The 16,981-nt window shown below is 70.5% G+C and carries 17 protein-coding genes; 2 read left to right on the forward strand and 15 right to left on the reverse strand.

Going from position 1 to position 16,981, the window contains the following annotated elements; all coding sequences use genetic code 11:
• Positions 1–5 precede the first annotated feature (5 nt).
• From AVS7_RS10730 to AVS7_RS10750, 5 genes are read right to left on the reverse strand one after another with little or no spacing between them, the layout of a single operon-like run.
• The gene (locus tag AVS7_RS10730) at positions 6–1,001 is read right to left on the reverse strand and encodes a tripartite tricarboxylate transporter substrate binding protein (protein WP_020228409.1); all 996 of its coding nucleotides are present in this window, start codon (positions 999–1,001) and stop codon (positions 6–8) included.
• 31 nt (positions 1,002–1,032) lie between these two features.
• A complete protein-coding gene (locus AVS7_RS10735) occupies positions 1,033–1,875 on the reverse strand; it encodes an SDR family NAD(P)-dependent oxidoreductase (RefSeq protein WP_020228410.1) in 843 nt (280 codons plus the stop codon).
• Complete coding sequence (locus tag AVS7_RS10740; RefSeq protein WP_020228411.1) at positions 1,872–2,690, reverse strand: hypothetical protein; 819 nt, start codon at positions 2,688–2,690, stop codon at positions 1,872–1,874. Before AVS7_RS10740 ends, AVS7_RS10735 begins: the two co-directional genes overlap by 4 nt.
• Positions 2,687–3,493 carry a citryl-CoA lyase gene (locus AVS7_RS10745; RefSeq protein WP_020228412.1) on the reverse strand — a complete coding sequence of 269 codons (807 nt, stop codon included), beginning with the start codon at positions 3,491–3,493 and terminating at the stop codon, positions 2,687–2,689. The genes AVS7_RS10740 and AVS7_RS10745 overlap by 4 nt, the downstream gene beginning before the upstream one ends.
• On the reverse strand, positions 3,490–5,010 hold the full coding sequence (locus tag AVS7_RS10750) for a class I adenylate-forming enzyme family protein (protein WP_020228413.1): 1,521 nt from the start codon (positions 5,008–5,010) through the stop codon (positions 3,490–3,492). Before AVS7_RS10750 ends, AVS7_RS10745 begins: the two co-directional genes overlap by 4 nt.
• A 126-nt stretch (positions 5,011–5,136) precedes the next feature.
• Between AVS7_RS10750 and AVS7_RS10755 the strand changes: the two genes are divergently transcribed.
• Positions 5,137–5,880 carry an IclR family transcriptional regulator gene (locus AVS7_RS10755; protein ID WP_020228414.1) on the forward strand — a complete coding sequence of 248 codons (744 nt, stop codon included), beginning with the start codon at positions 5,137–5,139 and terminating at the stop codon, positions 5,878–5,880.
• Between the two features lie 101 nt (positions 5,881–5,981).
• Here the strand turns inward: AVS7_RS10755 and AVS7_RS10760 are convergent, their stop codons facing one another.
• The 6 genes from AVS7_RS10760 to AVS7_RS10785 all read right to left on the reverse strand — a co-directional run bounded on the left by AVS7_RS10760 (position 5,982) and on the right by AVS7_RS10785 (position 12,728).
• Positions 5,982–7,154 carry an alpha-hydroxy acid oxidase gene (locus tag AVS7_RS10760; protein ID WP_020228415.1) on the reverse strand — a complete coding sequence of 391 codons (1,173 nt, stop codon included), beginning with the start codon at positions 7,152–7,154 and terminating at the stop codon, positions 5,982–5,984.
• A gap of 101 nt (positions 7,155–7,255) precedes the next feature.
• Positions 7,256–7,774 carry an OmpA family protein gene (locus tag AVS7_RS10765; RefSeq protein ID WP_024001326.1) on the reverse strand — a complete coding sequence of 173 codons (519 nt, stop codon included), beginning with the start codon at positions 7,772–7,774 and terminating at the stop codon, positions 7,256–7,258.
• Positions 7,771–9,045 (reverse strand): diguanylate cyclase domain-containing protein, encoded by a 1,275-nt coding sequence (locus tag AVS7_RS10770; RefSeq protein ID WP_024001327.1) that lies wholly within the window; start codon positions 9,043–9,045, stop codon positions 7,771–7,773. The genes AVS7_RS10765 and AVS7_RS10770 overlap by 4 nt, the downstream gene beginning before the upstream one ends.
• Positions 9,045–9,581, reverse strand: coding sequence for a YfiR family protein (locus AVS7_RS10775; protein ID WP_020228418.1), 537 nt, complete (start codon positions 9,579–9,581; stop codon positions 9,045–9,047). The genes AVS7_RS10770 and AVS7_RS10775 overlap by 1 nt, the downstream gene beginning before the upstream one ends.
• A 49-nt stretch (positions 9,582–9,630) precedes the next feature.
• Positions 9,631–11,796, reverse strand: a complete 2,166-nt coding sequence (gene pbpC, locus AVS7_RS10780) for a penicillin-binding protein 1C (RefSeq protein ID WP_020228419.1) — start codon at positions 11,794–11,796, stop codon at positions 9,631–9,633.
• Between the two features lie 59 nt (positions 11,797–11,855).
• Complete coding sequence (locus AVS7_RS10785) at positions 11,856–12,728, reverse strand: methylglyoxal synthase (RefSeq protein ID WP_020228420.1); 873 nt, start codon at positions 12,726–12,728, stop codon at positions 11,856–11,858.
• A 121-nt stretch (positions 12,729–12,849) separates the two neighbouring features.
• Here AVS7_RS10785 and AVS7_RS10790 point away from each other — a divergent pair, with 121 nt between their 5' ends.
• Complete coding sequence (locus AVS7_RS10790) at positions 12,850–13,068, forward strand: DUF3079 domain-containing protein (RefSeq protein WP_020228421.1); 219 nt, start codon at positions 12,850–12,852, stop codon at positions 13,066–13,068.
• On the opposite strand, the gene AVS7_RS10795 is transcribed toward AVS7_RS10790, so the two are convergent.
• The 4 genes from AVS7_RS10795 to AVS7_RS10810 are packed head-to-tail and all read right to left on the reverse strand — an operon-like array spanning position 13,041 to position 16,979.
• Positions 13,041–13,916: an endonuclease/exonuclease/phosphatase family protein gene (locus tag AVS7_RS10795; RefSeq protein WP_020228422.1), complete on the reverse strand. Its 876-nt coding sequence runs from the start codon at positions 13,914–13,916 to the stop codon at positions 13,041–13,043. The genes AVS7_RS10790 and AVS7_RS10795 overlap by 28 nt on opposite strands.
• 59 nt (positions 13,917–13,975) lie before the next feature.
• Positions 13,976–14,803, reverse strand: a complete 828-nt coding sequence (locus AVS7_RS10800; protein WP_020228423.1) for a carbohydrate ABC transporter permease — start codon at positions 14,801–14,803, stop codon at positions 13,976–13,978.
• The gene (locus AVS7_RS10805) at positions 14,800–15,693 is read right to left on the reverse strand and encodes a carbohydrate ABC transporter permease (protein ID WP_020228424.1); all 894 of its coding nucleotides are present in this window, start codon (positions 15,691–15,693) and stop codon (positions 14,800–14,802) included. The genes AVS7_RS10800 and AVS7_RS10805 overlap by 4 nt, the downstream gene beginning before the upstream one ends.
• A complete protein-coding gene (locus tag AVS7_RS10810; RefSeq protein WP_020228425.1) occupies positions 15,693–16,979 on the reverse strand; it encodes an ABC transporter substrate-binding protein in 1,287 nt (428 codons plus the stop codon). Before AVS7_RS10810 ends, AVS7_RS10805 begins: the two co-directional genes overlap by 1 nt.
• Positions 16,980–16,981 lie beyond the last annotated feature (2 nt).

Genomic DNA, 16,981 nt, shown 5'->3' on the forward strand with positions numbered 1-16,981 from the left:
TGTCCTCAATCCGCGGAGATGCGGTTGTCCTGGGCCACCTTTTTCCACTTGGCCACGTCGTCCGCGATGATCTTGGCGAACGCCGCGGGCGTGTCTTCCACCACGATCGCGCCGGCGGCGGCGAACTTCTCCTGCACCGCCTGGGTGCGCAGCGCGCGCACGATGGCGCCGTGCAGCGTCTTGAGCACGTCGGCCGGCAGGCCCGCGGGCGCCAGCACGCCGTTCCAGAAGCCGTCGTTGGCGCTCTTGAGGCCCAGCTCGGCGAAGGTCGGCACGTCGGGCAGGTCCTTGACGCGCTGCGGCGTGGCCAGCGCCAGGGGCACCAGGTTGCCGGCCTTGATGTGGGGCATGGACGAGGCCAGGGTGTCGTAGATCATGTCCACCTGCCCGCCGATCACGTCGTTGAGCGCCGGGCCCGTGCCGCGGTAGGGCACGTGCACCACGCGCATGCCGCTGAGCGACTTGTAGTACTCCATCGCCATGTGCGTCGCGCCGCCGTTGCCCGACGATGCATACACGTACTTGCCGGGCGACTGCCCGACGAGCTTGGCGAAGTCGGCATAGGTCTTCGCCGGGAAGTTCTTGTTGACGCTCAGGACGCCGGGCACTTCGAGGATGCGCGTGATCGGCGTGAAGCTCTTGACAGCGTCGAAGGGCAGGTTCTTGTAGACGGCCGAGTTGGTACCGTTGGTGCTGGTGGTGCCCAGCAGCAGGGTGTAGCCGTCGGCCTTGGACTCGGCCACGTAGCGCGCGCCCACCGAGCCGCCCGCACCCGCCTTGTTCTCGACGATGACGGGCTGGCCCAGTTCGCGCGACAGCGCGTCGGCCAGCACGCGGCCGCTGATGTCCGACGTGCCGCCCGGCGGAAAGGGCACGACAAGGCGCACCGGCTTGTCCGGAAAGCCGCTCTGCGCCAGGCCCGGCAGGGCCGCGAATGCGCCCGCGAGCGCCAGGGCCAGGCCCGCCAGGCGGCGGCTGGTGTGTGGGGTGGAAGGGGTCATGGTGTCGTCTCCTGGTTTCGTGATGGATGGTTCATTTGCCGGTACAGCCCTTGCCGCCGTCCACGGGAATGCACACGCCCGTGATGTAGCGGGCCTCGTCGCTGGCCAGGTAGAGCGCGGCGTATGCCACGTCCCAGGCCTGGCCCATGCGGCCCATGGGGCTGGCGGCGTTGCGCGTGCGCAGCATTTCCTCGGTGCTGGCGAACTGGCCGGCGATCTGCTGGTGGATGAGCGGCGTGTCGATCACGCCGGGCAGCACCGCGTTGGCGCGGATGCCCCGAGCCGCGTACTGCACGGCCAGCGCGCGCGTGAAGTGGTTGAGCCCGGCCTTGGCCGCGTAGTACGGCATGTAGGGGTAGCTGTTGATCTGCTGCGAGGCGAGCGACGAGATGTTCACGATCGCGCCCCTGCCCTGCTCCAGCATCACCGGCACCACGTGCTTGCAGGTGAGGAAGACGCCGGTGAGGTTGGTGTCGATCACCTGCTGCCAGGTGGCCTCGTCCATCTCCACCACGCTGCCCATGCGCGTGATGCCCACGTTGTTGTGCAGGATGTCGATGGCGCCGAAGCGCGCGTGCACCTGCCGCACCACCCCGGCCACGGCGGCGGAGTCGGTCACGTCGGCGGCGTAGGCCTCGGCATCAAAGCCCTCGGCGCGGAGCTGGTCGCAGGTTTCCTCGGCGGCCTCGCCGCGGATGTCCACCACGGCCACGCGCGCGCCCTCGCGGGCGTAGACCATGGCGGCGGCCTTGCCGTTGCCCCAGCCGGGGCCGGCCGAGCCGCCGCCGAACACCAGCGCCACCTTGCCGGCGACGCGGCCGCGGCCCGGCAGGGCGTCGAGCGGGGGAAAGCAGGCAGAGGTCGTCATCGTCATGGCCTTCCTGCCGCAGCGGCCATGCCTTCGGCCCACGCGCGGGCGCTCTGCCCTTCGCGCGCGCCCAGGGCACGGGCGGTTTGGTTGACGCGGCTGATGACACCCGTCTCCCAGGCCGAGCGCGCGTCGCCGATGCGCGCGCTGCCCGCGGCGACGGTGGCACCCGCGATGCCGCGCGCATCGAGCGCCGGCAGGCGCGACACGCCCGCGCCGTCGCAGCCGATGCCCGCGTCGTTGTAGAGCGCGGCGAACACGTCCACCTTGATCGCGGACTCCGGCCGCCCACCCTGCAGGCCGCCGTGCGAGCCCGTGAGCACCACCGCGTCCCGGTCCTCGGGGGCCGCCAGCGACACGGAATCGATCAGCACGATGGGGCGCCGGCCCGCCTGCGGCGGCAGCACCGTGCGCGCCTCGGCGGGCAGCGGCCCGGGGTCCACCGCGCGCAGAGGCGCGGCGGCCAGGCACTGCGCGGCCTGCAGGGCGGGCATGCCCGCGCGCACGCCCAGCCGTTCGGCCTGGGCGTTGGCGAAGGCGATCACACCGCGCGCGGCGCAGTCGGCCCCGTCGCCGATGCGGGCCGAGCGGTGGTCGATGGCGGCGCAGGGCACGCCCAGCGCCTGCGCGAAGTCCAGGCCGGCGATGCCCGCGCGCGCCAGGCCCACGCCGCCATCGCTGACGACGAGGCCGCCCACGCCCTCGCTGAGCGCCAGGTGCACGGCATACACGCCGCCGTGCGACGCGGCGATGACGGCGCGGCCCCGCACGGCGGGGTCCATGCGGGTGACGGAGTCGTAGACCAGCACGCCGCCCGTCATGCGCCGCTCCGGTCCTTGTTATGGCCCTCGCCCGCGCCGCGGTACGGCACTTCGTGGTCCACCAGGTCCCAGACGAAGCGCGCCGAGGGGATGCGCTGCTCCTCCGCGATGTGCGCCACCAGCCCCGCCGCGCGCGAGATGACGGCGAAGCCGCGCATTAGCGCCGGCGGCACGCCCAACTCGCCCAGCAGCGTGCCCACGGCGCCGGTGGCGTTGATGGTGATGTGCTTGCCGAAGGCGGCGTCCACCTCGCGCGAGAGCACTTCCATCGCATGCAGGTAGCGCCCCTCGAAGCGCGGGTGCTCGCGCCCGATGGCCAGCAGCCGCGCGGCGCGCGGGTCGTCGGGCTTGTGCATGTGCTGGCCGAACCCGGGGATGGGCTTGCGCTCGGCGCGGTATTGCTGCGCCGTGGCGCGCGCGGCGGCCTCCACGCCCTCGGGCGCGTCGATGATGCGGCGCAGCAGGATGGCCGAGTTCTCCACCGTGCCCACGAACTGGCTGCCCACGGCCAGCAGGCCCGCGGCCACGCCGCTCTGGATGTTCTCGGGCGAGCTCATGTAGACCATGCGCGTGGCGATGGCGCTGGGCGTGAGACCGTGCTCCATGATGGCGATGAGCGCGGCATCGAGCACGCGCAGATCATCCGCATCGGCCCGGCGGCCCAGGATCTGCGAGAACAGCACGTCGGTGAAGCCGCGCCGGCCCAGCACGTCCTCGGCGAGGTTGTCGCCCCGGTAGTGGATGGAGGTTTGCGAATGCGTGCACAGCTCGGTGTACGGGCGCTCCTGGGGTTTGCCGCTCATGCGTTCGTCTCCTCGCGCAGCTTGCGCGTGATGTCTGCCTTCAGGGTGACCTTGTGGACCTTGCCCGCCACGCTGCGCGGCAGGTCGTCGTAGAAATGGATGGCCTTGGGCGTCTTGACCGAGCCCAGGTGCTCCTTGGCGAAGGCGATGAGCTGCCGCTCGTCCACCTGCGCGCCGGGCTTGCGCTGGATGGCGGCGTGCACGGCCTCGCCCCACTTGTCGTCCTCGATGCCGAACACGGCCGACTCGTGCACTGCCGGGTGCTGGTCGAGCACGCTCTCCACGTCGATGGGATAGACGTTGAAGCCGCCCGTGATGACCACCTCGCGCAGCCGGTCCTTGAGGAACAGGTAGCCGCGCTCGTCCACGTAGCCCCGGTCGCCGGTGTGCAGCCAGCCGTCCACGATCGTCTCGGCCGTCTTCTCGGGCATCTTCCAGTAGCCGCTCATGACGAGGTCGCCGCGCACCACGATCTCGCCCGCCTCGCCCGCGGGCAGCAGGCGGCCCTGCGGGTCCATGATGGCCATGTCGGCCAGCAGGCCCTGGCGGCCTACGGAGCGCCAGTTGGCCTCGTCGGCGAAATCCTCGGCGCGCATGATGCTGACCACCTGCGGCGCCTCGGTCTGGCCGTAGGTGGTCTCCAGCACCGGGCCGAAGCATTCGCGCACGGAGCGGATCTTCTCGGGCGGCATGGGCGCGCCGCCGTAGATCAGGTGCTTGAGGCGAGGCAGATGCAGGCGCTCGCCGTGCGCCTCGGCCACCAGCATGTACAGCAGCGTGGGCGGCATGAAGGTGGTGGTGATGCCGTCCTCGCGGAAGCTGCGCAGCAACTCGGCCGGCTTGTTGCTGGCCGGCAGCACGTGGCAGCCGCCCTGCGCCAGGATGGGCAGCAGGTAGGTGGAGGTGCCGTGCGTGACGGGCGCGGAGACGAGGTAGCGGTCGCCGGCATCGAAGCCGAAGGCCTGGATCTGGTTCACCAGCGTGGCCACCCAGGCGCGGTAGGGCTGCATCACCCCCTTGGGCACGCCCGTGGAGCCGCCCGTGAACTTGATGGCCTGCGCCTCGTCGCGCGAGCGCTGGTGAGGCGTTGGCATGCGCCCCTGCTGGGCCTGCGCGAGGGCGGCGAGCAGCGGCGTGCCCGCGCACTCGCCCAGCGCCACGGCCTGCACGTTCGACAAATCCAGCGTACCCAGGTGTGCGGGCTCGGCCACGACGATGGACGGCGCGGTGAATTCGATGATGCGGTTCAGCTCCGCCGCGGGATTGCGCCAGTTCAGCGGCACCCACACCTTGCCCGCCGCCAGCACGGCCAGCAGCGCCACCACGTGGTCCACGGTGTTGCCCGCGCAGATGCCCACGCGCGAGCCCGGCTGCGCATCGAGCGCCTGCAGCGCGCAGGCCGCAGCGTTCACGCGCCCGGCCAATTCGGCATAGGTCAGCACCTCGCGGCCGCTCACCAGGGCTTCGCGCTGCGGGTACAGGCGGGCGGCGCGGTAGAAGAAATCGATGGGGTACATGCAGTTTTCCGCAATACGGACTTGTTGAAAGAAGAGCAGCAGGAATTGGCGCAATTTTTCCCATAAACATCTACAAGCCCAAGTCGATAAGTCCACAATACGGATTCACTGCAAATTTTTTTATCCATGTCCACCGTCCAAAGCCTGGGCCGCGCCATCGAACTGCTGCGGCTCATTTCCGCCGAGCACACCAGCGGCGCGCGCCTGTCCGACCTCGTGGCCGCCAGCGGCCTGCCCCAGCCCACGGTGCACCGGCTGCTGCGGCAGATGGTCGAGGGCGGGCTGGTCATGCAGGATGCGCAGCGCCGCTACCGGCTGGGCCATTTCGCGTACGAGCTGGGGCTGGTGGCATCGACCCATTTCCACCTGCGCGACCAGTGCGCTCCGCACCTGGGCCGCATCAGCGCGGAGACGGGCGACACGGCCTTCCTGATGGTGCGCAGCGGCGCCGACTCGTTCTGCCTGGACCGCCAGTCGGGCAGCTTTCCCATCCAGGTGCTCACGGTGCAGGTGGGCAAGCGCAGGCCGCTGGGCATCGGCGGCGGCGGGCTCGCGCTGCTGAGCTTCATGCCGCGCGAAGACCTGCCCGGCGTGCTGGACCGCATCGAGCCGCACCTGGCCCCCTACGGCGGCTTGACGCGGCGGATCCTGCTCGGGCTGGTGGAGGAGGCGCGCGCCCAGGGCTATGCGCGCATCACCGACTACGCCGTGGCCGGCGTGACCAGCGTGGGCGTGCCCATCCGCGACCGGGGCGGCGCGGTGGTCGGCGCCATCAGCGTCAGCGCCATGACGGCGCGCATGCAGCCCAGGGAAGAGATGGTCGTGCAGACCATGCAGCGGGAGGTGGCGGCGCTGCAGCGGTCACTATGAAAACGGAAGCTGCTTGCGCTTGATTGACAAGGGTTTCCATGCCATTTCCACCCAGAAATGGCTTGCAACCAGCGCGGCCAGCTATGGATGGGGTAGCACCCTCAGCCCCGCGGCGCCACGGGATAGGTGCCCGGCACGAGGATGGACTTGTCCACGTTCTGGATGTTGGTGTGGCCGCAGAAGGCCATGCTCACGTCCAGCTCCTTGTGGATGATTTGCAGCGCCTTGGCCACGCCCGCTTCGCCGAACGCGCCCAGGCCGTAGGCCATGGCGCGGCCGATCATGGTGCCGCGCGCGCCCAGGGCCCAGGCCCGCAGCACGTCCTGGCCGCTGCGGATGCCGCCGTCCATCCACACCTCCAGCTTGTCGCCCACCGCATCGACGATGGCCGGCAGCGCATGGATGGAGGACGGCGCGCCGTCGAGCTGGCGCCCGCCGTGGTTGCTGACCACGATGGCGTCGGCGCTGTTGTGGGCCGCGAGCAGCGCGTCCTCCACTTCCATGATGCCCTTGAGGATGAGCTTGCCGCCCCACTGCTGCTTGACCCAGCGCACGTCCTCCCACGACAGGCGCGGGTCGAACTGCTCGTTGGTCCACGCGGCGAGCGAGTTCATGTCCGACACGCCCTTGACGTGCCCCACCAGGTTGCGGAAGGTGCGCCGCTGCGTGCCCGCCATGGCCATGCACCACTGCGGCTTGGTCATGAGGTTGAGGATGTTCCTGAGCGTGGGCCGCGGCGGCGCCGTGAGGCCGTTCTTGATGTCCTTGTGGCGCTGGCCGATCACCTGCAGGTCGAGCGTGAGCACCAGAGCGCTGCATTTCGCGTCCTTGGCGCGCTGGATCATGCGGGCCATGGCATCGCGGTCGCGCATCATGTAGAGCTGGAACCAGAACGGCGCGCTGGTGTGCTCGGCGATGTCCTCGATGGAGCAGATGCTCATCGTGGACAGGGTGAACGGAATGCCGAACTTCTCAGCCGCGCGCGCGGCGTGGATCTCGCCGTCGGCGTGCTGCATGCCGGTGAGGCCCACGGGGGCGATGGAGACGGGCATCTTCGCCTGCTGGCCCACCATGGTGGTGGCGGTGGTGCGGCCTTCCATGTTCACGGCCACGCGCTGGCGCAGCTTGATGGGGTGGAAGTCGCTCTCGTTGGCGCGGTAGGTGCCCTCGGTCCACGAGCCGGAATCGGCGTAGTCGTAGAACATGCGGGGCACGCGCCGCTCGGCGATCACGCGCAGGTCTTCGATACAGGTGATTTTGGAAAGATCGGCCACGTCGGTTCCTCGGGGGGATGGGGTGCAAACGGCAAGCCACGCATCGTAGCCCCAGGCACCCCGGGCCGGCTTGAAGGCTTTTGCGCGGCCCGTGAATTTTTTTATTGCGCCGGCACGATCAGCGCCACGCGGCGGTTTTCCTGGCGCGCGGCCTCGCTGGTGCCGGCCACCAGCGGGCGGCTCGCGCCGTAGCCGCGCACGTCGATGCGCTCGCGCGGGATGCCCGTCTCGGCCAGCACCTGGGCCACCGACTGGGCGCGGCGCAGCGACAGGCGCTCGTTGTAATCGGACGAGCCCTGGTCGTCGGCATGCCCTTCCACGCGCAGCGCGCGCACGCCCACCTCCACCAGCGCACGGCCCATGCGCGCCAGCATCTCGCGGCGCTCGCCGGCCATGGCGTCGGAATTGAAGTCGAACAGCAGCTTGCCGGACATCTGCAGCTCCCAGCCGTCGTCCGTCTGCACGAAGCCCTGCGCGCGCAGCACCTGCACGCGGCGCTCGGCCGGCGCGTCGGCAGCCGCGGGCGGCGGGCTCTGGCAGGCGCCCAGCGCCAGCGCGGCGGCGCACAGCCACAGCAGGCGCAGGAAGAACCGGGTGGGGGTTGCCATCGTCGTCGTCATCTCTGTGTTTCCTCCGTATCCGTATCCGTATCCGTCATCCGCCGGCCCCGGCGGGCCTTCACTTCGTACATCGCGGCATCGGCGCTGCGCAGCAGCGACTCCATGTCGCCGCCCTGCTGCGGGAACACGGCCACGCCTGCGCTCACCGCCGGCTGCAGCACGCTGCCGCCCTCCAGCACCAGCGGCGCACGCATGGCGGCCGCCACGCGCTCGGCCAGCGCCGCCGCCTCGGCCTGTGCGGCCGGGGGCGCCATGACCACCGCGAACTCGTCGCCGCCCAGGCGCGCGACCACGTCGCCCGCGCGCCCGTCCACGTGCACTTGGGCCTGCAGGCGGCGCGCCACCTCGATCAGCAGCGCGTCGCCCGCGGCGTGGCCGTGGGTGTCGTTGACCTGCTTGAAGCGGTCGCAGTCGATGAACAGCAGCGCCATGGGCTGGCCGGTGGCGCGCGCCTGCGCGATGGCCGCCTGCAGCTGCTGCTCGAAGCTGGCGCGGTTGGGCAAGCCGGTCAGGCTGTCGTGCAGCGCGCGCTGCTGCAGTTCGGCGTTCTTCTGCCGCAGCAGCGCCTCGCGGTCTTCCAGCTCGCCCAGCAGGGCGTTGAAGTCGTCGCCCAGCTCGCGCAGTTCGTCCAGCCGCGCAGGCGGCACGCGCAGGCCCGTGGCGCGCTCGCGCCGCACCGCGCGCGCCACGTGGGCGAGCGCCTGCAGCGGCGTGACCATGTCGCGCAGCATGCGCCGCGCGAGCAGCAGGCCCACCGCGCCGCTGACGGCCGTGCAGGCCAGCAGCGCCGCCAGGCCGGTGAGCACGAAGTTCAAGAGCGCCTGGCCGTCGCCGCGCAGCTCCACCGAGCCCACGGGCACGCCCTCGTAGCGGATGGGCGCCATCGCCGGGGCCAGCAGCGCCAGCCGCGCCAGCGCCTGCCCCGTGCGCGCGCGCAGGCCGGGCGCAGCGCCCTGCCACTGCGCGAACACCGCTCCCTGCGCGTCGCGCACCACGGCGCGGGCCACGCCCTCGTGCGCGAGCATGTGCGCCAGGGTCTGGCCGGCATCTTCGGCGTCCTTGAAGACCACCGCCGCCTCGACCGTGTAGGCGACGGAGCGCGCCATGAGCTGCAGGTTGCTCTCCAGGTTCACACGCAGCGCCACCAGCCCCGCCAGCAGCAGCAGCGAGCCGGCCAGCGCCATCGCCATCAGCGCCATGCCCAGGTGCGCGCGGCGCACCACGCCGCGCAAGGAGGAGGGCCTGCCCGCCGCCCCGTGCCGCTGGCCCATCAGGGAGCGCCCTTGCGCCGCGCGAGCTGCAGCACGCGCGGATTCACGCGCACGCCGCTGCGCGCCACGGAGTCGAGGTTGGTCTCGAAGGCCACGCCGTTCTCGCGCACGTCCAGGCAGAACATGCAGCCGATCAGGCACAGCTCCTGCCGCTCGCTGATGGACAGCAGCGGCTGCGATTCGAGCCGCGCACGCAATTGGCGCCAGGCGGCGTCGTCCAGCATGCCGGCATAGACGCCGTCGCACTGCGAGAGCAGCCCGGCGTCGTCCAGCCGCATGCGGCGCACCTGCACGCGGCGCTCGCCCGGGAGCACGCCGCCCTTGAGCAGTTCGTCCGCGTATTCGGTGGGGCCGACGACGCACAGCCGCACCGTCTGCGGCGCGGAGGGCCAGCGCGTGTAGCCCAGGATGCCGAGCACCGTCTTGGCGGCCGCCTGCGACTTGTCGTCGGTGACGATCTCCTGCGCGCGCGCCGCGCCCACGGCCAGCCACAGCGCACACAGCGCCGCCAGGGCATGCATGAAGAGGGGGGACATCGCCACGCTGCGGCCTTTCGAAACAGGAGGAAACAGTGTAGCGGCCATGCTACTCACGAGCGCGCACGCCGGCGCCGCGCACCTCGATCTGGATCCGGTCCAGCACCTGGCCGCGCGCGTCCGTCAGCTCCACGCGGTGGCGGCCGGGCCAGGGCAGCCAGGCCCATTGGGCGCCCTGTCCCACGGTTTTGCCGTCGATGCGCCAGCGCACCGCGGCGCTGTCGGCCTCGAAGCGCAGGCGCTGGCGCGCGGGCGGGATGTCGGGGTCCAGGGCGACGATGGTGCCCGGCGCGGGCGCGAGGATGCGCGCGGAAGGTTGAAGGTCTTTTTGGCCTCCAGCGCTTTCCTGGCGAGCGCTGGAAGCTCCCTTATCCATAGCAAAAAGCGACTGCTGCGTGCCGCGCAGAAACCATTCGTCGCGCGCGCTCTCCAGCCAGCCGCCATCGGGCGCAGAGCCGTAGCGCACGGGCTGCCGCACCACGTCCTGCGGTGGCGACGGCGCGCGGCTGGGCGTGGTGCGGTGCAGCCAGCCCATCACGTCGGCCCAGATGGGCGCCGCGCCGCTGGTGCCGCTCACGTCGTGCATGGCGGCGCCGCCGGCATTGCCCACCCACACGCCCACGGTGTAGCGCTGCGACCAGCCCACGGCCCAGTTGTCGCGCATGTCCTTGCTGGTGCCGGTCTTCACGGCCGTCCAGAGGCGCGTGGCGAGCACGCTGTCGGTGCCGAAGGTGCGCACGCGGGCGTTGGCGTCCGAGAGGATGTCGCCCACGATGAAGGCCGCGCCCGCATCCAGCGCGCGCGTGCGCTGCGGGCGCGGCGTGGCGGCGAAGGCCACGGGGCTGGCCTTGCCGCCGTTGGCGAGCGCGCGGTAGGCGTTGGTGAGGTGCAGCAGCGGCACCTCGGCACTTCCCAGCGCGAGGCTGTAGCCGTAGTAGCCGCCCGACTCCTGCAGCGGCATGCCTAGGCGCTGCAGCTGCGCGAAGAACGCATCGGGCGACACCATGACCAGCGTGCGCACCGCCGGCACGTTGAGCGAGGCGGCGAGCGCCGTGCGCACCGACACCCAGCCCTTGAACTGCCGGTCGTAGTTCTGCGGGATGTAGAGGCCGCCTGCCGTGCTGATCTGCGCGGGCGAATCCTCGATGAGCGAAGCGGCGGTCAGGCGCCGCTCGGCGATCGCCTGCGCGTAGAGAAAGGGTTTGAGCGTGGAGCCTGGCTGGCGCGCGGCGAGCACGCCGTCCACCTCGGCCGCCTGGCTCAATGCGCCGGAGGAGCCGACCCAGGCCAGCACCTCGCCCGTGGCGTTGTCCAGCACCACCAGCGCGCCGTCCTCCACGTTGCGCCCGCGCAGCTCGCGCAAGTGGCGCGTGAGTGTCTCCATCGCCACGCGCTGCAGCGGCGCGCTGACGGTGGAGCGCACGCGCTCGCCGGCTTCGGCCCGGCGCAGCAATTGGCGCGCGAAGTGCGGCGCGATGCCCTCGCTGGCGTCGAACGCGCGGCGCTGCAAGGCGGCGGTGGTGAAAAGGTCGAGCGCATCGCAGTCCGCCTGCTTGCGCATCTCGCGCAGCACGCCGCAGGCGCGCCGCGCCACCAGCGCAGGCCGGGCATTGGGCGCACGCACCAGCGCGGCGGCGACGGCCGCCTCGCGCTCGTCGAGCCCGTGCGCGGCCTTGCCGAACAGCGTGCGCGCGAGCGCGTCGATGCCCACGATCTCGCCACGGAACGGCACGAGGTTCAGGTACGCCTCCAGGATCTGGTCCTTGCGCCAGCGCCGGTCGAGCACCTGCGCGGCCACGGCCTGGCCGAGCTTCTGCGTGACCGTGCGCCCGCCCGGCCCCTGGCGCCAGTCGCCATCGAGCAAGCCCGCGAGCTGCATGGTGAGCGTGCTCGCGCCGCGCGTGCGCTGGTTCCACAGGTTGCCCCAGGCGGCGGCGGAGACGGCGGCCCAGTCCACCCCGCTGTGCTCGTAAAAGCGCTTGTCCTCGCTCAGTACCAGGGCCGTGCGCAGCGCGGGCGACACGGCGGCCAGCGGCTGCCACTGGCCCCGGCGCACCGTGGCGTCGGTGCGCAGGCGCTGGATCACCTCGCCCTCGCGCGAGAGCACCAGCGTCTCGGACGGGCGGAAGTCGGCGCGCACCTCGTCGAACGTGGGCAGCGCGTGCGCCCACGCGGCCGCCAGGGCCAGCCAGACGGCGGCGAGCGCACGGCGCATCGACGCCCGGCGTATCGACGCGCGACGTATCGACGCCCGACGCATCAGAGTCCGGCGCATCAGAGTCCGGCGCGCAAGCAGGCCGCGTCGCACCAGCGCTGCGCCACGGCGGGCGTGGTGGCGCATACCGCGTCGTGCGTGGCCGTGGTCACGGCGCGCTCCAGCAGCTGGATATCGGCCTCGTGCTGGCGTGCCACGTGCGGATCCTCGAAGAAGATCGCACGGTGGCAACGCCGCTCCAGCACCAGGTCGGCGATCTGCGCGTCGCCGCCCAGCGGACCGCTGTTGAAGCGCTGCACCCAGGGCACGTCCGCGGGCCAGCCCCGGCTCCATGCCATCTCGTTGAGGCGCTGGCCCGTGGTGCCCGTGCCCACGCGGCGGCCGAAGCGCGAGAGCAGGTCGAAGTTGCGCGCGGCGAAGTCGAGCATGGCGCTCTTCATCGCGTCGTGGGCGATCAGCGCGAGCGTCTGCGCGCCGTAGTCGTGAAAGCGGTCGGCGTTGCGGTCGGGTGGCAGGCCGGCGTGGATGCGCTCCATCTCCACCCAGTCGCGCGCGCTCGCCACGGTGGAAAGGAACGGCTTGCCGTGGATCACGCACTGGCGCTTGAGCGCCAGCGCCTCGGGGAAGATGGACGACGGGTCCACCGGGTCGATGAGGTAGATCGCGCCATCCAGCGTGCGCCCCGGCTCGGGCATGCCCACCACCTCGGCCACGAGCTTCATGAGCCCGCCGTCACGCCCGTAGGGGTAGCGCACCAGCGGCGCGTAGCCGCGCAGCATGCCGGCGGCGGCGATCGCATCGTGCGTGCGGCCCACGGCGTGCAGGCCCATGTTCAGTTCGCGGATGCCCGCCTCGCAGGCGCGCAGGAAAGCGAACAGCGCGGCGTCTTCGGTGTGGTGGTGCAGGCGGTTGGCGGCGAGGCCGATGAGCATGGCGTGGCGTCTTTCGTTGGAAAACCCCGGAATCGTAAGCGCCGTGGAGCGGCCCCGGGGGATTTGATGCACATCAAAACCCCACTCGCAGCGGGTCACCAGACTGCATGCACCCACCGCCATGAGCCACAAGAAGTTCCCCATCCATCCCGCGCGGCCCGAGCTGATCTGCTGGGGCTGCGACCGCTACTGCGCGGCGGATGCGATGGCCTGCGGCAACGGGTCAGACCGCACGCAGCATCCGTCGGAGCTGTTCGGGCCGGACTGGGCCGAGTGGGAGCCTCCCGTGGAGCAGCGCCGGGACCCGCCGCCTCACCCCAGCGACAAGAGCACGGGCTGATGGTCCGACGCCTGCGTCTGCACGTCCACATCCATCGCGCGCACGCGGCCCTTGAGCGAATCGCTGACCCAGACGAAGTCGCAGACCACCGGCTCGGGCGCGTAGGTGCGGTCGAACAGGCAGAACGTGGGCGGTTGCGGCTCGGCGGGGTGCAGCAGGCGCCAGGCGTCGTGCAGCGGCGGTGTGCCGGGTTGCGCCCAGCCGGCGGCCTCAAAGGGCGAGAGGGGCGCGGCGATGGCGGCGTATTCGGGCTCGTGCGCCTGCAGGTTGAAGTCGCCGCAGAGCACGGCATGCGGCGTGTGCGGCTTGGCCTGGAAGGGCGAGCCGTCGCGCGCGTCCTGCGGCGGGCGCGCGGCCTGGGCGGCGGCCTCCAGGTGCAGGGCGCGCAGCGCGAGGGCCTGGGCCATGCGCTGGGGCTTGGAGAAGTATTCGAGGTGCGTGGTCATCACGCGCACCGGGTCCAGCGCCGCATCGTGCACCGTGAGCACGCTGCACATGCGCGGCATGCTGCGCACGCCCGCGTCGTGCGGGTACGGCAGCGGGTGGTGGCGCAGTTGCAGCACGGGCAGGCGCGTGGCGATGAGGTTGCCGAAGCGCTGGCGGCCCGCATCCGTCCATTCATCCACGGCCGCGCCGAAGAAGACCTGCCAGCCGGGCGGCAGCAGCGCGCGCACCTGGGCGAGCTGGTCGCCGGGTGCGCCCGCGAGGCCGGGGTAGTTGACGGCGATTTCCTGCAGGCAGAGCACGTCCACGTCGCCCATGCCGAGCGCATGGCGCACGATGCGCGCCGCGTCCACGCGGCCGTCGAGGCCGCGGCACCATTGGGTGTTCCAGGTGACGATCTGCATGCTGCAATCTCAAAAATGATAGCTGCTCGCGCTTGATGGACAAGCGCTGGAGGCCATTTTTACTTGATCCCCGCGCGCATGAAACTCTGCACGAACTGGCGCTGGAACAGGATGAAGCCGATGAGCAAGGGCGCGGTGGACATGAGCGTGGCGGCGGTGATGATCGACCATTCCACGCCCTGCTCCACGGACGAGAACACCTGCAGCCCCACGGTGAGCGGGCGCGATTCGACGCTGTTGGTGATGATGAGCGGCCACAGGAAGTTGTTCCAGTGGAAGCTGACCGACACCAGAGCGAACGCGGTGTAGACGGGCCGCGCGAGCGGCACGTAGACGCGCCAGAGCACCTGCAGCGCGCTCGCGCCTTCCACGCGCGCGGCTTCGTCGAGTTCCTTGGGAATGCCCATGAAAGTCTGGCGCAGCAGGAAGATGGCGAAGGCCGAGGCGAAGTACGGCAGGCCGATGGCGGTGAGCGTGTCCACGAGGCCCAGGCGGCCCATGGTCTTGTAGTTCTCGACCAGCAGGATGTCCGGCATGATCATGAGCTGCACCAGCACCAGCGCGAAGGCCACGTTCTTGCCGCGGAACTCGTAGCGCGCGAACGCATAGGCGGCGAGCGTGGAGAGCACGAGCTGCGCGGCCAGGATGATGGCGACGAGCAGCACGGTGTTGAGGAAGTAGCGCGCGAACGGCGCGGCCTCCCAGGCGTGGCGGAAGTTGTCGAGCGTCCACGGCGCGTCGAGCGCGAAGCGCGTGGCGTATTCGGCGGGGTGGAAGGCCGTCCACACCGCGTAGGCCAGCGGCAGGATCCACAGCACCGCCAGCACCCATGCGGCCAGGGTGTCGAGCCACGTGGCGCCGTAGATGGTGTTCGCACGCGCCTTCATTTGTAGTGCACCCGCTTGTCCAGGACGAAGAACTGGATCAGCGCCACGCTGGCGAGCACCACGACCAGCACCACGGTGATGGCGGCGGCGTAGCCCGTGTCCCAGAACTTGAAGCCCACTTCGTACAGGTGGTAGAGCAGCAGCGTGGTGGCGTTGTCCGGCCCGCCGCGCGTGAGGATGAAGATGTGGTCAACAAGGCGGAAGGCGTTGATGACCGCGTTGATCAGCACGAACAGCGTGGTGGGCATGAGCAGCGGCCACTGCACGCGGCGGAAGAAATACCAGCGCGACGCGCCCTCGATGGCGGCGGCTTCCTTGAGGCTGGGGTTCAGCGTCTGCAGCGCGGCCAGGTAGAAGATCATGAAGAAGCCGGCCTCCTTCCACACCGCCACCACGGTGACGCAGGCCAGCGCCGTGGACGGGTCACCCAGCCAGTTGCGCGAGGGCAGGCCCAGGCTACCCGTGATCTGCTCCAGCAGCCCGTACTGCGGCGTGTAGAAGAACAGCCAGATGTTGGCCACGGCGATCATGGGCAGCACCGTGGGCGTGAAGTAGGCCATGCGCACCAGCGTACGGCCGGCCATGCGTTCGTTGACCCACAGCGCCATGAGCAGCGCGAGGCCGATGGAGAGCGGAATCGTCGCCCCCGCGAACCACAGGTTGTTGCGCACGGCCTGCCAGAACACCGGATCGTCGACCATGACCGCATAGTTCTCCAGCCCCACCCACTCGGCCGGACGCGCGCCGCGCGGGGTGGAAAAGAAGCTGTCGATCAGCGTGGCGACGGCGGGCCAGTGCGTGAAGGCCACCAGCAGCACCAGCGCGGGCAACAGCAGCAGCCACGCGTGCAGCGCGCGCTGGCTGGCTCCCGCGTTGGGCGATGCGTTCATCACTTATAGGAACGCAGGATGCGGTCAGCCTCGCGCTGCGCGTCCTTGAGCGCCTGAGCAGAGGTCTTGGTGCCGTTGAGCGCGGCCTGGATGGCGTCGTTGAGCACCTTGGTCACGCGCTGGTTCTCGTGCGTGGAGAACTCGGCCACCGACACGGGCAGCTGGTCGCGCGCGACGAGGGCGGGCGGGAATTCCTGGCCGTATTTCTTCAGCGCGGGCGTGTCGTAGGCGGCGGGCGAGATGGCGACGTAGCCGCTGTCCATGCTCCACTGCGCGGCGTGCTCGGGCTGGGTGATCCACTTGGCGAACTCGAACGCGGCCTGCTGCTGCTCCTTGGGCGCCTTCTTGAAGATGTAGAAGTTGCCGCCGCCCGTGGGCGAGCCGCCCTTCTTCACGTTGCCCGCGATCTGCGCCACGCCGAAGTCGAACTTGGCGTTGGCCTTCACGTTGGTCAGATTGCCGGTGGTCGTGACGATGATGGCGGCCTTCTTCTCGAAGAAGTCCTTGGGCGTGGTGCCCCACTCCACCACGCCCTTGGGGTGCACGCCGTCCTTGGCAAGGTTGACCCAGAAATCGAGCGCCTCGATCACCTTGGGGTTGTCGAACGTGACCTTGGTGCCGGCCTCGTTGGCCAGCAGCACGTCGTTGGGCGTGGTCAGCGTCTGCAGCATCCAGTAGGCGAAGCCCGTGGAGGGGATCTGGATACCGTACTGCGTGACGTTGCCCGAGGCGTCTTTCTTCGTGAGCTTGCGCGCGGCCTCCTTCAGCTCCTTCCAGTTGGCGGGCGCCTTGTTGGGGTCGAGCCCGGCCTCCTTGAACGCCTCCTTGTTGTAGTACATGACCACGGTGGAGCGCTGGAACGGAATGCCCCAGGTCTTGCCGCCCGTCTGGCTGTTGGCCATGAAGGCGGGGTAGAAGCCCTTGAGCCAGGCGCGGTCGGCGTCGGTCTTCACGAAGTCGTCGATGGGGGCGATGGCATCTTCGTCGATCAGCGTGAACATGTCGGTGGACAGCAGCACCGAGGTGGCCGGCGGCTTGCCCGACTTGTGCGCGGTGAGCGCCTTGACGATGGTCTCCTGGTATGTGCCCGCGTAGATGGGCGTGACCTTGACGCCAGGGTGCGCCTTGTTGAACGCCTCGGCGTAGCCGTCGATCACCTTGGTGATGGGGCCGCCCACGGCCACGGGGTAGTAGAACGGCACTTCCAGAGTCTGGGCCAGCGCGCCCGTGGCGCAGGCGGCCAGCGCGGCGGCGGAGAGGGTCTTCAGAAAGGTCTTGCGTTGCATGG

It is taken from the genome of Acidovorax sp. MR-S7, assembly GCF_000400995.2.
GTDB lineage: Bacteria > Pseudomonadota > Gammaproteobacteria > Burkholderiales > Burkholderiaceae_C > MR-S7.

Excerpts from the sequence above, each read along its gene's own strand:
- AVS7_RS10800 (WP_020228423.1), bottom strand. The coding sequence starts at position 14,803 with ATGAAGGCGCGTGCGAACACCATCTACGGCGCCACGTGGCTCGACACC.
- AVS7_RS10805 (WP_020228424.1), bottom strand. The coding sequence starts at position 15,693 with ATGAACGCATCGCCCAACGCGGGAGCCAGCCAGCGCGCGCTGCACGCG.
- AVS7_RS10775 (WP_020228418.1), bottom strand. The coding sequence starts at position 9,581 with ATGTCCCCCCTCTTCATGCATGCCCTGGCGGCGCTGTGTGCGCTGTGG.
- AVS7_RS10810 (WP_020228425.1), bottom strand. The coding sequence starts at position 16,979 with ATGCAACGCAAGACCTTTCTGAAGACCCTCTCCGCCGCCGCGCTGGCC.
- AVS7_RS10750 (WP_020228413.1), bottom strand. The coding sequence starts at position 5,010 with ATGTACCCCATCGATTTCTTCTACCGCGCCGCCCGCCTGTACCCGCAG.
- AVS7_RS10745 (WP_020228412.1), bottom strand. The coding sequence starts at position 3,493 with ATGAGCGGCAAACCCCAGGAGCGCCCGTACACCGAGCTGTGCACGCAT.
- AVS7_RS10795 (WP_020228422.1), bottom strand. The coding sequence starts at position 13,916 with ATGCAGATCGTCACCTGGAACACCCAATGGTGCCGCGGCCTCGACGGC.
- AVS7_RS10735 (WP_020228410.1), bottom strand. The coding sequence starts at position 1,875 with ATGACGATGACGACCTCTGCCTGCTTTCCCCCGCTCGACGCCCTGCCG.
- AVS7_RS10740 (WP_020228411.1), bottom strand. The coding sequence starts at position 2,690 with ATGACGGGCGGCGTGCTGGTCTACGACTCCGTCACCCGCATGGACCCC.
- AVS7_RS10770 (WP_024001327.1), bottom strand. The coding sequence starts at position 9,045 with ATGGGCCAGCGGCACGGGGCGGCGGGCAGGCCCTCCTCCTTGCGCGGC.
- AVS7_RS10790 (WP_020228421.1), top strand. The coding sequence starts at position 12,850 with ATGAGCCACAAGAAGTTCCCCATCCATCCCGCGCGGCCCGAGCTGATC.
- AVS7_RS10755 (WP_020228414.1), top strand. The coding sequence starts at position 5,137 with ATGTCCACCGTCCAAAGCCTGGGCCGCGCCATCGAACTGCTGCGGCTC.
- AVS7_RS10785 (WP_020228420.1), bottom strand. The coding sequence starts at position 12,728 with ATGCTCATCGGCCTCGCCGCCAACCGCCTGCACCACCACACCGAAGAC.
- AVS7_RS10730 (WP_020228409.1), bottom strand. The coding sequence starts at position 1,001 with ATGACCCCTTCCACCCCACACACCAGCCGCCGCCTGGCGGGCCTGGCC.
- AVS7_RS10765 (WP_024001326.1), bottom strand. The coding sequence starts at position 7,774 with ATGACGACGACGATGGCAACCCCCACCCGGTTCTTCCTGCGCCTGCTG.
- pbpC (WP_020228419.1), bottom strand. The coding sequence starts at position 11,796 with ATGCGCCGTGCGCTCGCCGCCGTCTGGCTGGCCCTGGCGGCCGCGTGG.